The 15641-nt window shown below is 61.6% G+C and carries 15 protein-coding genes; 12 read left to right on the forward strand and 3 right to left on the reverse strand.

Going from position 1 to position 15641, the window contains the following annotated elements; genetic code table 11:
* The first annotated feature begins 24 nt into the window (after positions 1-24).
* Both C7H09_RS13510 and C7H09_RS13515 read left to right on the forward strand, forming a co-directional pair.
* Positions 25-2310: a helicase-related protein gene (locus C7H09_RS13510; RefSeq protein WP_165794830.1), complete on the forward strand. Its 2286-nt coding sequence runs from the start codon at positions 25-27 to the stop codon at positions 2308-2310.
* A 139-nt stretch (positions 2311-2449) separates the two neighbouring features.
* Positions 2450-3220 (forward strand): competence protein CoiA, encoded by a 771-nt coding sequence (locus tag C7H09_RS13515; RefSeq protein WP_041609888.1) that lies wholly within the window; start codon positions 2450-2452, stop codon positions 3218-3220.
* Between the two features lie 69 nt (positions 3221-3289).
* On the opposite strand, the gene C7H09_RS13520 is transcribed toward C7H09_RS13515, so the two are convergent.
* Together C7H09_RS13520 and C7H09_RS13525 are read right to left on the reverse strand one after the other, a co-directional pair.
* A complete protein-coding gene (locus tag C7H09_RS13520; protein ID WP_015879479.1) occupies positions 3290-5104 on the reverse strand; it encodes an ATP-dependent helicase in 1815 nt (604 codons plus the stop codon).
* The gene (locus C7H09_RS13525; protein WP_015879480.1) at positions 5091-6878 is read right to left on the reverse strand and encodes an ATP-dependent nuclease; all 1788 of its coding nucleotides are present in this window, start codon (positions 6876-6878) and stop codon (positions 5091-5093) included. Before C7H09_RS13525 ends, C7H09_RS13520 begins: the two co-directional genes overlap by 14 nt.
* A 225-nt stretch (positions 6879-7103) precedes the next feature.
* On the opposite strand from C7H09_RS13525, the gene pilL2 reads away from it, so the two are divergent.
* From pilL2 to C7H09_RS13560, 7 genes are read left to right on the forward strand one after another with little or no spacing between them, the layout of a single operon-like run.
* Complete coding sequence (gene pilL2 / locus C7H09_RS13530) at positions 7104-7667, forward strand: PFGI-1 class ICE element type IV pilus protein PilL2 (protein WP_015879481.1); 564 nt, start codon at positions 7104-7106, stop codon at positions 7665-7667.
* A complete protein-coding gene (locus C7H09_RS13535; RefSeq protein ID WP_015879482.1) occupies positions 7664-8323 on the forward strand; it encodes a hypothetical protein in 660 nt (219 codons plus the stop codon). Before pilL2 ends, C7H09_RS13535 begins: the two co-directional genes overlap by 4 nt.
* Before the next feature lie 12 nt (positions 8324-8335).
* Positions 8336-9064: a TIGR03759 family integrating conjugative element protein gene (locus C7H09_RS13540; RefSeq protein WP_106763510.1), complete on the forward strand. Its 729-nt coding sequence runs from the start codon at positions 8336-8338 to the stop codon at positions 9062-9064.
* The gene (locus tag C7H09_RS13545) at positions 9046-9636 is read left to right on the forward strand and encodes a transglycosylase SLT domain-containing protein (protein WP_015879484.1); all 591 of its coding nucleotides are present in this window, start codon (positions 9046-9048) and stop codon (positions 9634-9636) included. The genes C7H09_RS13540 and C7H09_RS13545 overlap by 19 nt, the downstream gene beginning before the upstream one ends.
* A complete protein-coding gene (locus C7H09_RS13550; RefSeq protein WP_015879485.1) occupies positions 9633-10178 on the forward strand; it encodes an integrating conjugative element protein in 546 nt (181 codons plus the stop codon). Before C7H09_RS13545 ends, C7H09_RS13550 begins: the two co-directional genes overlap by 4 nt.
* Positions 10179-10182: 4 nt before the next feature.
* On the forward strand, positions 10183-12372 hold the full coding sequence (gene traD / locus C7H09_RS13555) for a type IV conjugative transfer system coupling protein TraD (protein ID WP_106763512.1): 2190 nt from the start codon (positions 10183-10185) through the stop codon (positions 12370-12372).
* Positions 12369-13118, forward strand: a complete 750-nt coding sequence (locus tag C7H09_RS13560; RefSeq protein ID WP_015879487.1) for a TIGR03747 family integrating conjugative element membrane protein — start codon at positions 12369-12371, stop codon at positions 13116-13118. Before traD ends, C7H09_RS13560 begins: the two co-directional genes overlap by 4 nt.
* Here the strand turns inward: C7H09_RS13560 and C7H09_RS13565 are convergent, their stop codons facing one another.
* A complete protein-coding gene (locus C7H09_RS13565) occupies positions 13119-14489 on the reverse strand; it encodes a HEPN domain-containing protein (protein ID WP_015879488.1) in 1371 nt (456 codons plus the stop codon).
* Between the two features lie 163 nt (positions 14490-14652).
* Here C7H09_RS13565 and C7H09_RS13570 point away from each other — a divergent pair, with 163 nt between their 5' ends.
* Genes C7H09_RS13570 through C7H09_RS13580 form a run of 3 tightly spaced genes read left to right on the forward strand, consistent with a single transcriptional unit; the run spans position 14653 to position 15639 of the window.
* Entirely contained in the window at positions 14653-15030 is a 378-nt protein-coding gene (locus C7H09_RS13570) for an integrative conjugative element protein, RAQPRD family (protein ID WP_015879489.1), read from the forward strand.
* Complete coding sequence (locus C7H09_RS13575; protein ID WP_003296490.1) at positions 15027-15260, forward strand: TIGR03758 family integrating conjugative element protein; 234 nt, start codon at positions 15027-15029, stop codon at positions 15258-15260. The genes C7H09_RS13570 and C7H09_RS13575 overlap by 4 nt, the downstream gene beginning before the upstream one ends.
* A gap of 16 nt (positions 15261-15276) precedes the next feature.
* On the forward strand, positions 15277-15639 hold the full coding sequence (locus C7H09_RS13580; protein WP_015879490.1) for a TIGR03745 family integrating conjugative element membrane protein: 363 nt from the start codon (positions 15277-15279) through the stop codon (positions 15637-15639).
* The last annotated feature ends 2 nt before the right edge of the window (positions 15640-15641 follow it).

The following is a 15641-nucleotide window of genomic DNA, read 5'->3' on the forward strand; positions in this document are numbered from 1 at the left end:
GCCCCATTTTTTTGGAGCATCACCATGACCATGCAACTCGAAGCGGCCCCCGCCGCACCTTCCATGCCCGCCACGGGCGATCTGTTCAACCCTGCGGACAGCGAAAGCGATCTGTCTTTCAGCCTGCAGGATTTCGTCACCGAGTTTGGGGATGAGTTACTCGACTCCCTCAACCGGGCCAACCCGCCCGTTTACAACGGTGTGCCGCGCGCCAACCGCCAGCTCGTCCTCGCCAGCCTCAAGCGGCAGCTGTTCCCCGCCCAGGCCGAGGTCGTCCATGCGGCCGCCGAACTGCTCGTCAATCAGGGCGAGCGCGCGGCCATCGTCAATGGCGAGATGGGGACGGGAAAAACCACCGTCGGCATCGCGCTAGGGGCGGTGCTCAACGCGGAAGGCTATCGCCGCACGCTCGTCCTCAGCCCGCCCCATCTAGTCTACAAATGGCGGCGCGAGATCCTCGAAACCGTCGCCGGTGCGAAAGTCTGGGTGCTCAACGGCCCGGACACATTGCTCAAGTTGATCAAGCTGCGCGAGCAGTTGAACGTGCCGGCCGAAGGGCAGGAGTTCTTCATCATCGGCAGGGTCAGAATGCGGATGGGATTCCACTGGAAGCCCGCCTTCGTCCGCAAACGCACCCGTTACGGCATGGTCGGCGCCTGCCCGCACTGCGGGACGATGGTCACTGATCTCGACGGCGAGCCGGTCAGTGCTCTGGAGCTGGAGGCGGAAGAAACCCGCCGCAAGTGCCATGTCTGCGACGGCGCACTCTGGACGCTGATGCGGCCACGTAGCCTGTCGGGCAGTGATCAGTCCTCGGCGGTGCTGCGTGCGCTGAAGAGAATCCCGACCATCGGCGAGGCCACGGCCAACAAGCTGATGAAGACCTTCGGCGATTCGTTCCTGGCGTCGATGCTCGGCGACAACCTGCACAACTTCATCAACCTGATGGACGAGCGCGGGGAGTTGGTGTTTTCCGACCGGCAGGCGCAGCGCATGGAACGCGCCATGTCCTCAATGGAGTTCGGCTTCGGAGAAGGCGGCTATCAGCCCTCGGAATATGTGAAGCGGTATCTGCCGCAAAGCACCTTCGACTTGCTCATCGCAGATGAAGCCCATGAATACAAAACGGGTGGATCGGCGCAGGGCCAGGCGATGGGCGTCATCGCAGCCAAGGCACGCAAGACCGTACTGCTAACCGGTACCCTCATGGGGGGCTATGCAGACGATCTCTTTCATTTGCTGTTCCGGGCCTTGCCCGCGAGGATGATCGAAGATGGTTACCGCCCGAGCGCCAGCGGCAGCATGAATGCCGCTGCCATGGCGTTTATGAGGGACCATGGTGTCCTCAAGGACATCTATTCCGAGAGCAACGGGCCGGCCCACAAGACCGCCAAAGGCTCGAAGATCACCGTCAGAACGGTCAAGGCACCCGGGTTCGGGCCGAAAGGCGTACTGCGCTGCGTGCTGCCGTACACGATCTTCCTCAAGCTCAGAGACATCGGCGGCGTGCTGCCGCCGTATGACGAAGAGTTCCGGGAGGTCGCCATGGATGCCGGGCAGGCCGACGCCTACCGCAATCTGGCCGCCAGCCTGACGGCGGAACTCAAGGAGGCCCTGCGCAAGCGGGATACCACCTTGCTGGGCGTAGTCCTCAATGTGCTGTTGGCGTGGTCCGACTGCTGCTTCCGGGCAGAAACCGTGCGCCACCCGCGTACGCGCCAGGTCCTGGCCTTCACACCGGCCCAGTTCAACGAGCTGGAGATCATGCCGAAAGAGCGTGAGCTGATCGACATCTGCCGCGAGGAGAAAGCCGCGGGTCGTAAGACCCTGGTGTACTCCGTCTACACCGGCACGCGCGATACCACCAGCCGTTTGAAGATGTTGCTGGAGCAAGAGGGTTTTCGGGTGGCGGTACTGCGCGCAAGCGTGGATGCCTCTCGCCGCGAAGACTGGATTGCCGAGCAGCTCGATCGCGGGATCGACGTCCTCATCACGAATCCGGAACTGGTGAAAACCGGCCTGGATTTGCTGGAGTTCCCCACGATTGTGTTCATGCAGTCGGGGTGGAACATCTACACGTTGCAACAAGCCGCGCGCCGGTCATGGCGGATCGGCCAGAAGCAGCATGTGAAGGTGATCTACCTGGGGTATGCGGCCACGTCGCAGATGACGTGCTTGGCCCTGATGGCGAAGAAGATCCTGGTATCGCAGAGCACCTCCGGCGACGTCCCGGAATCGGGGCTGGATGTGCTCAACCAGGACGGCGATTCGATCGAGGTCGCCCTGGCCCGGCAACTCGTCGCGGCCTGATACTCTCGTTCATGCCGGCGTCCCTCTGGGCGCCGGCTTTTTTTATTCCTGCACAGTACCTTCAATCGTCGCCATGACGCCCAGCGTCGGGGTCGTTAAACTGGGCGGACATACGCAGATCTCGAGGGGCATGATGGTCATGGTGATCGAAGCAGCCTACGCGAATGGCACTGGCGTCGCGAATGCACTGCGCATGTCGCAGGCCCAGTGGCTGGGGCTGCAACGGAACTATCACGTCGGCGATCTGCTAATGCCATGCTGCAATGCTCCAGCCGTCCCCAAGATCAGTGCCAATGGCCATCCTTTCTTCGCGCATCTAAGCGGTGCCTGCAGCACTTCCGAAGAAAGCCAGTGGCACCTCGCGGCCAAGATACTGGTGCGCAGCGTTTTGGAGGATCTTGGTTGCCGAGCCTCGGTTGAGGTTCCAGGGAGCAGCGAAACCAGCCGCTGGAAAGCCGATGTCTGGGGCGAGCGTGGCGAGGCCAAGTTGGCTATCGAGATCCAAAGGTCATATCAGTCGCTGCGTGACTACCGTACCCGGCAAAAGAAATATCGGGCCGAGGGCATCAAGGCGCTTTGGTTGCTAAGACAAGAGAGATACAGCACTCTCACGAGGAGCATGAGCAAGGAGCGACTGCGGACCGAGTTCGGAGGAAAATTCCCTCCAGCCGGGCACTTCGGCCCATGTCTCGCAGATGTGCCTATAGCAATGCTCGAGTTGGAGCCGACCACCACGATCACAGGTGCTGGATTTTTCACCGCCAGTCTTCCGGATTTACTCGAAGCAGTGCTTAGTGATCGCTTTCTTTGCGTAGATGGTCTTTGGTGCATCGACAACCTAGATGCGATGTCTCGTGCCGCCCAACTTGCGCGCGAACGTGCCGCAGCCCAGCGCGCGGCAGATATTTAGTTAAGAACCGGTATTAACTCATCCGGAGCCCATGCGATTCTGATACAGCCCCAACCCTTATATAGTCGCTCAGAGGTTCGCAGCACGCATTCGTGCCTCTAATTCATCCAGGAATGGTGAGCGCCCATGGCGCATCGGACCATAGCGCCCTTCAACGAATCCCGAGTACAGCATGTGAACCTCGTCGCGGGCGCGTGTGAGTCCCACATAGAACAGCCGGCGACTCTCGCGCAACTTCTCTGGACTCAGTTTTCGCCATGGCAAACTCCCATAGTCGAGACCGACCATAATGACCACGTCGTACTCGCATCCCTTAGCGGAATGAAGTGTCAGCAGGTTCAGGTGATCCGGCGAACCATCACGTCCGCCCAGACTCGCAATGTCCAGCGTAGCCAGCGCGCCACCTTCGGCAAGCGCCGCCGTCATGCGATCCAGTTGTTCCTTCTGATCGGCAAGCGACGATTCAGCAACCAACAGACGATCCAAGATGCCGTTGCGCAGTGATGCGACAAAATCACGTGCGGACTGCTGATCGGCGCGCAACGCCCACAACAGAGCGGTTAGCTCCTGCCCCTCGCGTCGAGCCTGCGCATCGTCCAAGTTCGCTCGATGAAATGCGAGATAACGGTCGATCAATCCACGCAGTTGCGGACGCGCGATACGCCAGCCACCCGCACACCATGCGGCGCAGTCTTCTACCCAACTCGTCAAGGCAACTTTACGGTAAGGCGCGGCGGTGTCCACGCGGATATAATCGAAACCGCCGGCTGCCACGGCCTTGGCCACAATATCGCCTGCGCGATAGTCCGTATACAAGATTGCGATATCGCCCAGCGTTCGTCCTGGCTTGGAGTCCAAGGCCACCGGAATGATCTGCGCGACGGCGTGTGCGGCCTGATCTGCGAGCCCATCAGGGCACAGCACAAACTCGATAGTCGCCTGACGGGTCGGGTCGTTCGCCCGATAGCCACGATCCTCACCCAACGCCATTTCTGAAGCGCTGACAATGCCTGCCCCTGAGCGATAATTCAATTGAAGTCTGACCGGCTCGATGTCTTCACGCTCAGCTAGCTCCATGAGCAACGCGCCATCGGCCCCTGTGAAACCGTAGATCGACTGGTCTGCATCACCGACTGCGAACAAGCGCACGCCACCATCAAAAGCCAGGCGCTTGACGATGCGATGGAGTGCAACCCCCAAATCCTGATATTCATCTACCGCCAGCACCGGAAATTTCGCCTGCACCAGAGGCAGTACCCAATCATGCTCAGCGATCAGGCGCTGGCCATAGACCACCATGTCGTCGTAGTCGATCAGCCCCCCTTGGCGCAGTGCCGCCTCGTAGGCTTCGGCCCAGGCGGCAAGTTCTTCCTCGCTACGCCAGGCAACGCTGTTTCGGTTCAGTACGGATCGGCGATGCCGTCCAAGATCGATAGCTTTGTAAGGATGGTTGGCCCCAAAGAGCTCGTCTCCGGACTGCCTGATCAAACGATCACTCACTCGCTGGGATGCCACTGAGAGGGGAAACTGAATCGGTAGATCAGCTAAGCGTCCATATGGCATCAACAGATGGCGTAGGCAGAATCCGTGGACGGTGCCGATGAACAGGTTTGGCGCCTCCCGCAGCCCCAACATTTCAAGCCGACGGGTTAATTCGCGTGCGCACTCTTGACTGTAGGTGATGCACGCAGCACCACGCGGTGCCTGCACGTCTTCGGCCAAGATGCGAGCCAGCTTCAGCACAAGCGTCTTGGTTTTTCCGCTTCCAGGGCCGGCGAGCACCACGCAATGTCCCTGGGAGTTGTACGCCGCCAACTGACCAGGATTTCCGGCCAGCTCGGCAGCCTGGGCCAGGTAGGCTGTGCTGAAACTACGCGACGGCATTGCGGATATGCTCCAGCGCGGAACGGATGTAGTGCGGGCAAGTATCCTCGGACACTGAGCGTGCAAGGGCCTGAGCGAATCGTCCCTTTCCGATTCTTTCGATAAGCTTCAGCAGCCGTTCTTCATCGACCTGGTCTAAGTCATCCACCCACTGCTGCAATGCTTCTCGGGTTGCTTGCCTCAGTTGCGGCAATTCCTGCTGAATTACATCCCGCATCGACTCAGCCAACCCACCGGCGAACAACTCCGTTTCCAGTGTGTTCTCGTTCACGAAGTATCCGAACTCCTCGGCAAGCTCAATTACGTCATCTGTCTCCATCTCCGAGTGGTCGTACTCGTCTTCAACCACGTCAAGAAGATTGATCAGTCGCCGGCGAACCAGCGGAGCCTTGCCATTGACCGGATCATAGTCCGTCAGGATGACATGAGGAATATCCAGTCCTTCAGGGCCTAGGAGCTTCACATACGGCGTGAAGTTAGTTCCGCCAACCGAGCACACGGTAATCCCAAGCATATCGAGGTGGATATCAAGCGCCTCAGCGAACGCGGGGACCAGGAAACGCTCTGCGTCGCCTTCGACCAGAATGACCCCCCGAGAAAAGAAAATCTCGCCACGCGTGACATCAATGTAGCGCTGTAGATCTTCTTCATCCCTCTGTGTGAACGGCGCATTCGCAGTTGAAACGGCGACAGTCTTGCCTGCCCCCACGTCATGACGTAGCAGAACGATGGATCTAATCGGCGTAACGCTTGCAATGTGTGGGGAGTGAGTTGTAAGGATCGTTGTTAGCGGAGCATCTTCCTCGTTTTCATCCCCTCCGGTGCCAAGGAAATAACGATAGACAAGGCGCTGAACGTGCGGGTGCAGGTGCGCTTCGGGCTCCTCAACCACAAAGAATGTATGGTCACGTTCTCCGTCAGACACGAGGCGGTCGAGTTCGAGGCTCTTCAATGCCAGGAAGATCAGGTTCGCGGTTCCCAGACTAGCGTCACCGACGCCGCGAATTCCATTGTCAATTAACAATCGCAAGCTGCGAAGCAGCGCATCCACCCGAGTTGGAGCGAGTCCAAGCGACACAGGCACAGCATGCTGCTCACCAGCAATGGAGATCAACCGCTCGCTGATCCGGTTCGCCGTCGCAACCACTTGGGCGTGGCCAGCTAGTTCCCGCTGTGCGTCGTCAACCTGATTTTGAATCTCCTCACGGGCGTCTTCGTCCAACGACTCGGCAAGATCTTCGATGAGGGGTCTCAATGGTGAATTGCGCCAACTCGCGAGATCCTTCTCAGCATCACGCAGTGCCACCTGGACGTCTATTGGCAACATGCGGCGAAACGCACTACCGACGTGCATTTCGGGGTCGTTACCACCAAAGATCACATACTCATAGTCTTTCAACGATTCCGGAGCGCGTCCCAGTCCGGCTTTGGGCTGGAAGCGATAGGTGAGACGGGCCGTCATGGGTGGGCCTGGATCAATCACACAATCGTTGAGATGAGCCATCAACCGCGGGTTATCAGTGAAGTCGGTCAAGTCCACCGAGACTTCGATGATTTTACCGATCTTGTCTTCAACCAGGCCATCCCAGAAGTGCTCTATGCTCAATTGCCGGTCACGCTCGGACAATCCTGGGTCGAGAATCAGCTGTAATCCACGAATGAAGTTACTTTTTCCGACTTTATTCTCACCAACGATAACGATGCTATCGCCAGTCTTTATATCAACATCCGAAAAATTGGCGAAATTGATCAGCCTAACGCGTGAGATCCGCATGCACACCCCCTGCAATATGTCTTACGAATAATATCAGCCCATCGTCGGCAACACCGTTAGTTATTCACCGCCTTCCCTACAAGCCTGCGCTGACTCAACCTCCGAAGACTCATACTTCCAACCTACACCCGCGAACAAAGCGATCCAAGACTCTTTCGTATTCTTTGCTGAACGATTCGGTCTGCCCGGCGAAGGTATCGGCTCATCGCCATCGAGAGCCGAACCATGCCAGCAACCCAACTTCTACGGCGCCTGACCGGCAGCGGCCTGCTGATCACCGCTGTGTTGAGCGGCGGCTGCGCCACCACCGCCGCACCGCCCGTTGATCCTCTTGTCGAGGAAGCCGACACAGCGCCGCAGTCACCTGAACTGATTCCGGTGGTGCGCTATGGCCGCTACACGCTCGTGGAGCTTGTTCCCACCGCGGCCCAGCGTGACCTGCTGCTGCAGGTCATCGACGTGGCGATGCCAGCGGATGCCAGAGCGACGGTGGGCGACGGCCTGCGCCACGCACTCCAGCGCAGCGGCTACCAGCTTTGCGAGAACGCCCATGCGGTGATCGAGCTGTATTCGCTGCCGCTGCCGGCGGCGCACCTGTATCTGGGGCCGATGACGCTGCGCGACGCACTGCTCACGCTCGCCGGGCCGGCCTGGGATGTACAGGTCGATGACAGGGCGCGCCAGATCTGCTTCGTTCCTGCCGGCGAGCCCTCCGCAGATCCCGAGACCGACACGCCACTGGCCGCGCCGGTGCAGACCTTTCCCATCGTCGACGGAGGCCAGCCATGAGCGCAGTGGCCCATGCGTCGCGTTCGCGCGCGGCCTTCGTGCTGTACCTGCTGCTGTGGGCCTGGATGGTCGGACTCAGCGCACTGGTGCTCGTCAACTTCCGCGTTGCGGGCGACCTGGCCGGTCAGAGTCAAGTTGATTCGGCCTTACGCCAACTGCAGGTGCTCGAAGGCCGGCTCGCCGAATTCGCCGACGACGTACAGACGCTGCAAGCCCGCCCCGAAGCGGCGACCACGGCAGCTTTGCAGGAAGCTTTGCAGGACACCCGCCAGCGCCTCGAAGCCGACATCGCCCGTCTCGAACAGTCGCTGGCCGGCTACGCCACCGAGGCGGCCCTGCAGACACTGCACAGCGAGGTCGAGCAGCTCAAGGCACAGCGCCAGACCGCCGCGCGCACGCCCGCAGCGCCGCGTCCCGCCAGGGCGACGACGACGGCACCGGCACAGGTGCCGTTTCCCTTCCGCTTGATCGGTGCGGAACTGCGCGCCGGGCAGCGCGCCGTTTCCATCGCCCCCGCCACCGACCCGCTCTCGGCCGGGCAGATCCAGGTGCTGCTTCCCGGCGAGCATGCCGGGCGCTGGCAGTTGCAGACCATCGACGGCAACACCGCCGTGTTCCAGGCCGGCGACCAGACGCGCCGGCTGGCGATTCCTTGATCGGGAGGCGCCATGCAACGTCGCGCACTTTCCATGCTGTTCCTGTTGGCCGCGCTGAACGCACCGGCCTTCGCGCAGCAGCCCGCCACCCAGAGCACACCCGCACAGTCTTCCCGTGTCACGCCGAGCCAGATCGATCAGGCACGCGATGAACGCCTGGCGCGGGACTGGGGGCTGCGCGGCGACGAATGGGGACGCTACCGCGAACTGACGGAAGGGCCGCTGGGCATCCATTCACCCAACCTCGACCCGCTGACCGCACTCGGCATCGAAGCCCGCTCCGACGAGGAGCGACGGCGCTATGCCGAACTGCAAGTGCAGGTCGAAGCGCGCCGCGTGGAAAAGTTGCTGGCGTATCAACGAGCCTACGACGAAGCCTGGCAACGCCTGCATCCCGACGCCCAGCGGGTGAATCTGCCCGATGCGCTGCCGGGCGGCAGTGCGATGACCGGCAGCGGTCGTACCGCCGTGTTCGTCCGGGACGGCTGCGCGCCGTGTGCCCAGGTCGTGCAGCGTCTGCAGACGGCGAACGCCGAGTTCGACCTGTACATGGTCGGCAGCCGCCAGGACGACGCGCGCATCCGCGAGTGGGCCCAGCGCGCGCAGATCGATCCGGCGCGCGTGCGCAGCGGCTCGATCACGCTCAACCACGACGGTGGCCGCTGGCTGGCGCTGGGTTTGCCCGGTGAACTGCCCGCGGTGGTGCGTCAGGTGAACGGCCAATGGCAGCGCCAGCCCTGATGCCGACGTGGCCGCTGCGCGTGCTGCTGGCCGCCGCGCTGGCGACCGGGCCAGTCCAGGCCCAGGAAATTCCGCCGCCCGCCTACCAGTTGGCGGCCCAGCGCGCCGGCATTCCTTCGACGGTGCTCTATGCCGTGGCGCTGCAGGAAAGCGGCGTGCGCCGGGACGATCGCATCGTGCCGTGGCCCTGGTCGCTCAATGTCGCCGGCCAGTCGCGCCGCTACGCCACGCGCGCGCAGGCTTGTGCGGGCGTGCGCCAGGCGCTGCGCGAGGTGCCCCCCACGCGCATCGACGTGGGCTTGGGCCAGATCAACCTCGGCTACCAGCAGCACCGCTACCGCCAGCCCTGCGATCTGCTCGACCCCTACGACAACCTGCGCATCGCCGCCGACATCCTGAAAGAGCAGCACACCCCCGGCGAAGACTGGCTGCTGGCGGTCGGGCGTTACCACCGACCGGCTGGCGGCGCGCCCGCGGCGCGTTACCGGCGCAGCGTTTCACAATACCTCCAGCGCGTGCTCGGCCCGCAACAGACCGCCGCACACGCGCCCCGCCAGGAGAACAGCCGATGACCTCATCCATCCGGGCCACGCACGGCCTTCTTGTCGTAATGCTCGCCACCGTGCCGATGAGCGCGGTGCGTGCCACGCCGCCCCTGATCGTGGTGGAAGACCGGGGCGGCGCTTCCGCGCTGCCGTACTACGAAGCGCTCGACCTGCAGCCGCGCGCCACGAGTCAGCCACTCCCCTCCATCGTCATTCCCGAGGCACCAACCGCCGCTGTCGATGAGACGGCCATGCTGCCGGTGCGCAGTGCCAGGCTCACGCCGGGAACGGTTGCCCGCCGCGTCATCGAGGCCCCCGGACTGCAACCATTCTTCCTGGTCGGTGACGATGCGACCTCTCAAGCCTGGTTGCGTCAGCACGCCGACACGCTGCGCCAACGCAACGCCTGGGGCCTGGTGGTCAATGTCGAGACGGCCCAGGCGCTGGCACAACTGCGTGCAATCGCGCCCGGCCTGAATCTGTCGCCGATGTCCGCCGACGATCTGGCCGAACGCCTGGGCCTGCGGCATTACCCGGTGCTGGTCACGGCCACCGGCATCGAGCAATGACGCCATGTCGCAGACGCAGCCCGTCGAAGTTCTGCTGCGCCCCGCGGTGGAGCTGTACACCGTGGCGGTCTGCGCCGGCGCCGCGTTTCTGTGCCTGGTGGCACCGTGGTCGCTCGCGCTGAGCCCGGCCATGGGTATCGGCAGTGCGCTGGCGTTCGCCACCTTCGGTGCGATCCGCTGGCGCGACGCGCAGGTGACTCTGCGCTATCGCCGCAACATCCGCAGGTTGCCGCGCTACGTCATGACAAGCCGCGACGTGCCGGTCAGCCAGCAGCGGTTGTTCATCGGCAAAGGCTTTCGCTGGGAACAGAAGCACACGCACAGGCTGATGCAGACGTACCGGCCCGAGTTCCGGCGCTACGTCGAACCGACACCGGCCTACCAGCTGGCGCGACGCCTGGAGGAACGGTTGGAGTTCGCGCCGTTTCCACTTTCGCGCCTGTCGAGCCTCACCAGCTGGGACATGCCGCTCAACCCCGTGCGCCCCTTGCCGCCAGTAGGCGGCCTGCCGCGCCTGCACGGCATCGAACCCGAGGAAGTCGACGTCAGCCTGCCGCTGGGCGAACGCGTCGGACACTCTCTGGTGCTGGGCACGACACGCGTGGGCAAGACGCGGCTCGCCGAGTTGTTCGTGACCCAGGACATCCGGCGGCAAAACGCTGCGGGCGAGCATGAAGTCGTCATCGTCATCGACCCCAAGGGTGATGCCGATCTCCTGAAGCGGGTGTACGTCGAGGCCAAGCGCGCCGGCCGCGAGAACGAGCTGTATATCTTTCATCTCGGCTGGCCCGATATCAGCGCGCGCTATAACGCCGTGGGACGGTTCGGCCGCATCAGCGAGGTCGCAACGCGCATCGCCGGCCAGCTTTCTGGCGAAGGCAACAGCGCGGCCTTTCGCGAATTTGCCTGGAGATTCGTCAATGTCATTGCCAGGGCGCTGATCGAGCTGGGGCAACGTCCGGACTATCTGTTGATCCAGCGTCATGTGATCAACATCGATGCGCTGTTCATCGAGTACGCCGCGCATTTCTTCGCCCGCACCGAGCCGAAGGCCTGGGAAGTCATCGTCCAGATCGAGGCCAAGCTCAACGAGAAGAACATCCCCAGGAACATGATCGGACGCGAGAAGCGTGTCGTGGCCCTGGAGCAGTACCTCAGCCAGGCGCGCAACTACGATCCGGTGCTCGACGGCCTGCGCTCGGCGGTCCGGTACGACAAGACGTATTTCGACAAGATCGTCGCCTCGCTGCTGCCTCTGTTGGAAAAGCTCACCAGCGGCAAGGTCGCCCAGTTGCTGGCCCCGAACTACTCGGACCTCGGTGATCCCCGTCCTATTTTCGATTGGATGCAGGTGATCCGGAAGCGCGCCATTGTCTATGTCGGCCTGGATGCGCTTTCTGATGCCGAAGTCGCTGCGGCGGTCGGCAATTCGATGTTCAGTGACTTGGTTTCCGTCGCAGGCCACATTTATAAACACGGTATCGACGATGGTCTGCCGTGGGCCTCCGCGAACACCAAGGTGCCGATCAATGTTCACGCGGATGAATTCAATGAGTTGATGGGCGACGAGTTCATTCCGATGATCAACAAGGGGGGCGGCGCCGGGCTCCAGATCACCGCTTACACGCAGACCCTGAGCGACATCGAGGCGCGCATCGGCAATAGGGCCAAAGCCGGTCAGGTCGTCGGGAATTTCAACAATGTGTTCATGTTGAGGGTGCGCGAAACCGCCACCGCCGAACTGCTGACCAGGCAGTTGCCGAAGGTGGAGGTCTACACCACGACCATCGTCAGCGGTGCGACCGATAGTTCGGAGATCCGCGGTTCAACCGATTTCACCAGCAACACGCAAGACCGCATCAGCATGTCCAGCGTGCCGATGATCGAGCCCTCTCATGTCGTAGCGTTGCCGAAGGGTCAATGCTTCGCCCTGATGCAGGGCGGACAGCTGTGGAAGGTCAGGATGCCGCTGCCGGCGGCCGACCCTGATGAGGCCATGCCGGAGGATCTGCAGCAGCTCGCGGGGTACATGCGCCAGCACTACACCGAGGCTGCGCACTGGTGGGAGAACCTGGGGTCGCCGATGCTGCAGGATGGCCCCTTGCCCGACGACTTGCTCGACGAAGCGCCCATTGCGAGCGACCCTCCCGCGAACGTCACGGGCGACACGGGCCTGGATGAGCACACGCCATGAGCGACCCGGCATCCACTGCGCAGCGGCAGCAACAGCGCCGGCAGGGCCTGATCGCCACTGCGATCTCCTTGCCGCTGCGCCTGTTCGGGGTACTGATCGCCTCGCTGATGCTGTCGATCCTGATCGAGTGCGTGGGCATGCACCTGTTCTGGAAGGACCAGGGCTGGCGCCATGCGCAATCGATGCTGCAGTACGAGCTGGGGCATCTGTCGAATCACTTCACGCGCAGCGCCATCGTGCAGGAGCCAGGGCGCACCGCGCACCGCCTGGTGGAGACGGGTTACGAGTGGGTGTTCGTCAAGACCGGGCTGCTCGACAAGATGAACGATACCGCAGAACGCGCCCGCGCGCCGGGCCAAGGACAATCCCGTGATTTCCGCTACTTCATCAGCCAAGTCTATGTCTGGGCCGAGCGCTATCTGATTGCCGCCGCTTTCATCACCTTGACCTTTATGGTGCGCCTGCTGGTTCTGGTATTGACACTGCCGCTGGTGCTCACGGCAGTGTTCGTCGGTCTGGTCGATGGACTGGTGCGCCGCGACGTGCGCAAGTTCGGCGCCGGCCGGGAATCGGGCTTCGTCTACCATCGCGCGAAAGCCTCGCTACTGCCACTGGCGATACTGCCCTGGGTGATCTACTTGGCGATGCCGGTCTCGGTGCATCCACTGCTGATTCTGTTACCCAGCGCCGCCTTACTGGGACTGGCTGTATCTCTGACTGCGGGGAGCTTCAAAAAGTACCTGTAGCTATATTGTTCTGAACGCCTTGTCTTCATCTGAACCACCATAGTGCTGTAACCGCACTGCGCACTCAATCAACACGATCCGTGCGAGGTAGGTGGCATACTGGCGCTCTGCGGCGAATGATTCCAGCCTGTCGTAGTGTGTGCCATGCAGTATCTGCGATCGACCGTGGTCATAGATGTCCTTGACCAACTGCTTCAGTGTGCGAGGACGGTTGCCCCGTACTACCTGAGTTTCGCTACTCGTACCAGTTAAATGGATGACCATTTCACGGATACCATCGTTCTTGCCACCGCAGCACAGTACATCTAGGCAGGTTCCGAGCTTCGCCAGCGCTATGGCATCACTTGATTCACGATTGCCTTCGCCGAACCAATCCAGCGCAGTAGCCCATCGATTGGCAAGCTTGGGATGCGGGTGACTCGATGGATCAAGCAACCCATCAAGGATCGCCGCGAATGCCGGAATAATAGACGTCATGTCATCCAACGCTTGCCTTACTCGCTCGGGAGGTTGCGAAGTAATACGCTTCCCAAGCGAGCTTCCGGGCAACCACAGAAATCCTTTGGTTTCGACCAGGCGATCGCTACCGGCAGGCGGTAGACGCTCGTCTTGAAGCGCCTGTTGCAAGAAGCACTCGGGGGCCCCAAAGCCAAGAGAGATAGCGTCAAGCGCTGTCTTGGCAACCAACCTCGCCAACTTGCGTGAGAATTCACGCTCATAGCCACGGACTGTTACCTTGACCAAGGCCGGACATCCGACGATCGCACTGTAGACGGCGTTGGCCAGCCCTTCGATGGAGGAGCCATCATTGGGATTCTGCAAGGCATCCTTGAGAATTTCCTTCCAGCGGTGGTTCGCCTCTGGTTGGTTCAGATAGTGATCCTTTCCGTACTGAGGGAAGTCGACCGAATCTATCCAGTCGGATCTATTCAAGAATGTCACCGGGCCGAGGGAGAAAGGAGAAACCCTCTCCATGCCCAGGGTCCAGGCAGGAAAATAGTGCGTGTGCTCGTTGGCGATGCTTGCGAGTCGTTCCTCAATGAGTAACTTCAGTTTTGGAAGAAGCCCGCCCTGATCGCATTCATCAAATCCTAAGAGCTCACCCGCAGCATGCAAGTCGGCAACGGTCTGACGGACTACCTTTTGATAGGCCTCAGACTCAATCTTCACTGACTTCTGGGGCCGATTCTGATGGAGGGTGCTGGAGAATTGCCCAAGTGCCTCTCTTGCCTTCCTTGTGAAGAACCGCTGCATACCATTCTCGGCAGTGACGAAATCAGGAATTCCAGGTTCTTCGGACCATGGCGTGGCCCCCTTGTGTATTTGATCTAACTCATCTACGAGAGCTTTCAGCTCGGCCTTTAACCCCATACATTTTCCCTTGATCTAATGCTGATCGCAGGATATCGCAAGCTGGCACCAACGGTATTGGCATCCATCAATCCGGTCAGTTCGCAGTACCCATTGTTTGCGGTCTTGAAGCGCCTGCCTCGCCACGATCGAGCCATTGCTGATCGAACCGAGGAATGGCGCGATGGTGTTTTCGTTTCCACGCCACGCCGCGCATCGCGGCGTGGCCGCCCTGCTGCTGATGGCGCTGACGGCGAGCCCGCCGCTGGCGGCCCATGCCGGCACGCCAGCCCAACGCCAGGAGCTGGCTGCGGCCCTGCGCCAGCTCGACGCGCTGGAACGCTTCGTCGCACAGAGTGCGGCGAATACCCCGATCACAGCGGGCGAGCGCTACCACTTCGACTACCCACGTCTACTCGATGACCTCGCGCGCGTGCGCGCCGGCATCCAGTTCCACCTCGCGCCGTCTCGCGCCCAGCCACGCGACCCCGCCGTACTGAGCGGCGATTACCGCAACGAGTCCGCCCCCGACGTTTTCTCGGCACCGGAGGCCCAGCCATGACCTCCGCGCAGATCAGCGCCTTCCAGGCCAACAGCAGCATCGCACCCGCCGCGATGGCGACGGTGATCGTCGGCCTCGTGTTCGCGGTGCTGCTGCTGTGGGGGGCCTGGGCCATTCGCACCGCCTACGTCGGCTGGGCGGAAAACCAGCTCAACCAGCGTCAGTTCCTCGGCGTCGTCGTGCGTTTTCTCGCGATGTACCTGGTGCTGACTTTTTTCCTCCTCTCCTAACCACAAGGGTCAGACCATGAAAACCGCTCATTTCCCCCGCATCTGTCTCGCCCGGCGCGCCGCGCTGGCACTGAGCCTCACCACGCTGCCCGCGCTGTCGTTCGCACAGGGCCTGCCGCAACTGGAGAATCCGTCGCGCGGCACCGGCGGCGGGATCATGGAGACCATTCGCAACTACGGCTACGACATCGTGCTCCTGGTCGCACTGCTGGTCGTGGCGTCGATGTTCATTGGCGTGTGCTACCACGCCTACGGCACCTACGCGGAAATCCACACGGGCAGGAAGACCTGGGGCCAGTTCGGACTCACGGTAGCCATCGGCGCGGTGCTGTTGGTCATCGGTATCTGGCTGCTCACCGAAGCGACCGGGATTCTCTGAGG

Source organism: Marinobacter fuscus (assembly GCF_003007675.1).
Classification (GTDB): domain Bacteria; phylum Pseudomonadota; class Gammaproteobacteria; order Pseudomonadales; family Oleiphilaceae; genus Marinobacter; species Marinobacter fuscus.

What these genes read in the sequence shown, in the direction of transcription:
- C7H09_RS13510 (WP_165794830.1), top strand. Translation starts at nt 25, where the DNA reads ATGACCATGCAACTCGAAGCGGCCCCCGCCGCACCTTCCATGCCCGCC.
- C7H09_RS13515 (WP_041609888.1), top strand. Translation starts at nt 2,450, where the DNA reads ATGGTGATCGAAGCAGCCTACGCGAATGGCACTGGCGTCGCGAATGCA.
- C7H09_RS13520 (WP_015879479.1), bottom strand. Translation starts at nt 5,104, where the DNA reads ATGCCGTCGCGTAGTTTCAGCACAGCCTACCTGGCCCAGGCTGCCGAG.
- C7H09_RS13525 (WP_015879480.1), bottom strand. Translation starts at nt 6,878, where the DNA reads ATGCGGATCTCACGCGTTAGGCTGATCAATTTCGCCAATTTTTCGGAT.
- pilL2 (WP_015879481.1), top strand. Translation starts at nt 7,104, where the DNA reads ATGCCAGCAACCCAACTTCTACGGCGCCTGACCGGCAGCGGCCTGCTG.
- C7H09_RS13535 (WP_015879482.1), top strand. Translation starts at nt 7,664, where the DNA reads ATGAGCGCAGTGGCCCATGCGTCGCGTTCGCGCGCGGCCTTCGTGCTG.
- C7H09_RS13540 (WP_106763510.1), top strand. Translation starts at nt 8,336, where the DNA reads ATGCAACGTCGCGCACTTTCCATGCTGTTCCTGTTGGCCGCGCTGAAC.
- C7H09_RS13545 (WP_015879484.1), top strand. Translation starts at nt 9,046, where the DNA reads ATGGCAGCGCCAGCCCTGATGCCGACGTGGCCGCTGCGCGTGCTGCTG.
- C7H09_RS13550 (WP_015879485.1), top strand. Translation starts at nt 9,633, where the DNA reads ATGACCTCATCCATCCGGGCCACGCACGGCCTTCTTGTCGTAATGCTC.
- traD (WP_106763512.1), top strand. Translation starts at nt 10,183, where the DNA reads ATGTCGCAGACGCAGCCCGTCGAAGTTCTGCTGCGCCCCGCGGTGGAG.
- C7H09_RS13560 (WP_015879487.1), top strand. Translation starts at nt 12,369, where the DNA reads ATGAGCGACCCGGCATCCACTGCGCAGCGGCAGCAACAGCGCCGGCAG.
- C7H09_RS13565 (WP_015879488.1), bottom strand. Translation starts at nt 14,489, where the DNA reads ATGGGGTTAAAGGCCGAGCTGAAAGCTCTCGTAGATGAGTTAGATCAA.
- C7H09_RS13570 (WP_015879489.1), top strand. Translation starts at nt 14,653, where the DNA reads ATGGTGTTTTCGTTTCCACGCCACGCCGCGCATCGCGGCGTGGCCGCC.
- C7H09_RS13575 (WP_003296490.1), top strand. Translation starts at nt 15,027, where the DNA reads ATGACCTCCGCGCAGATCAGCGCCTTCCAGGCCAACAGCAGCATCGCA.
- C7H09_RS13580 (WP_015879490.1), top strand. Translation starts at nt 15,277, where the DNA reads ATGAAAACCGCTCATTTCCCCCGCATCTGTCTCGCCCGGCGCGCCGCG.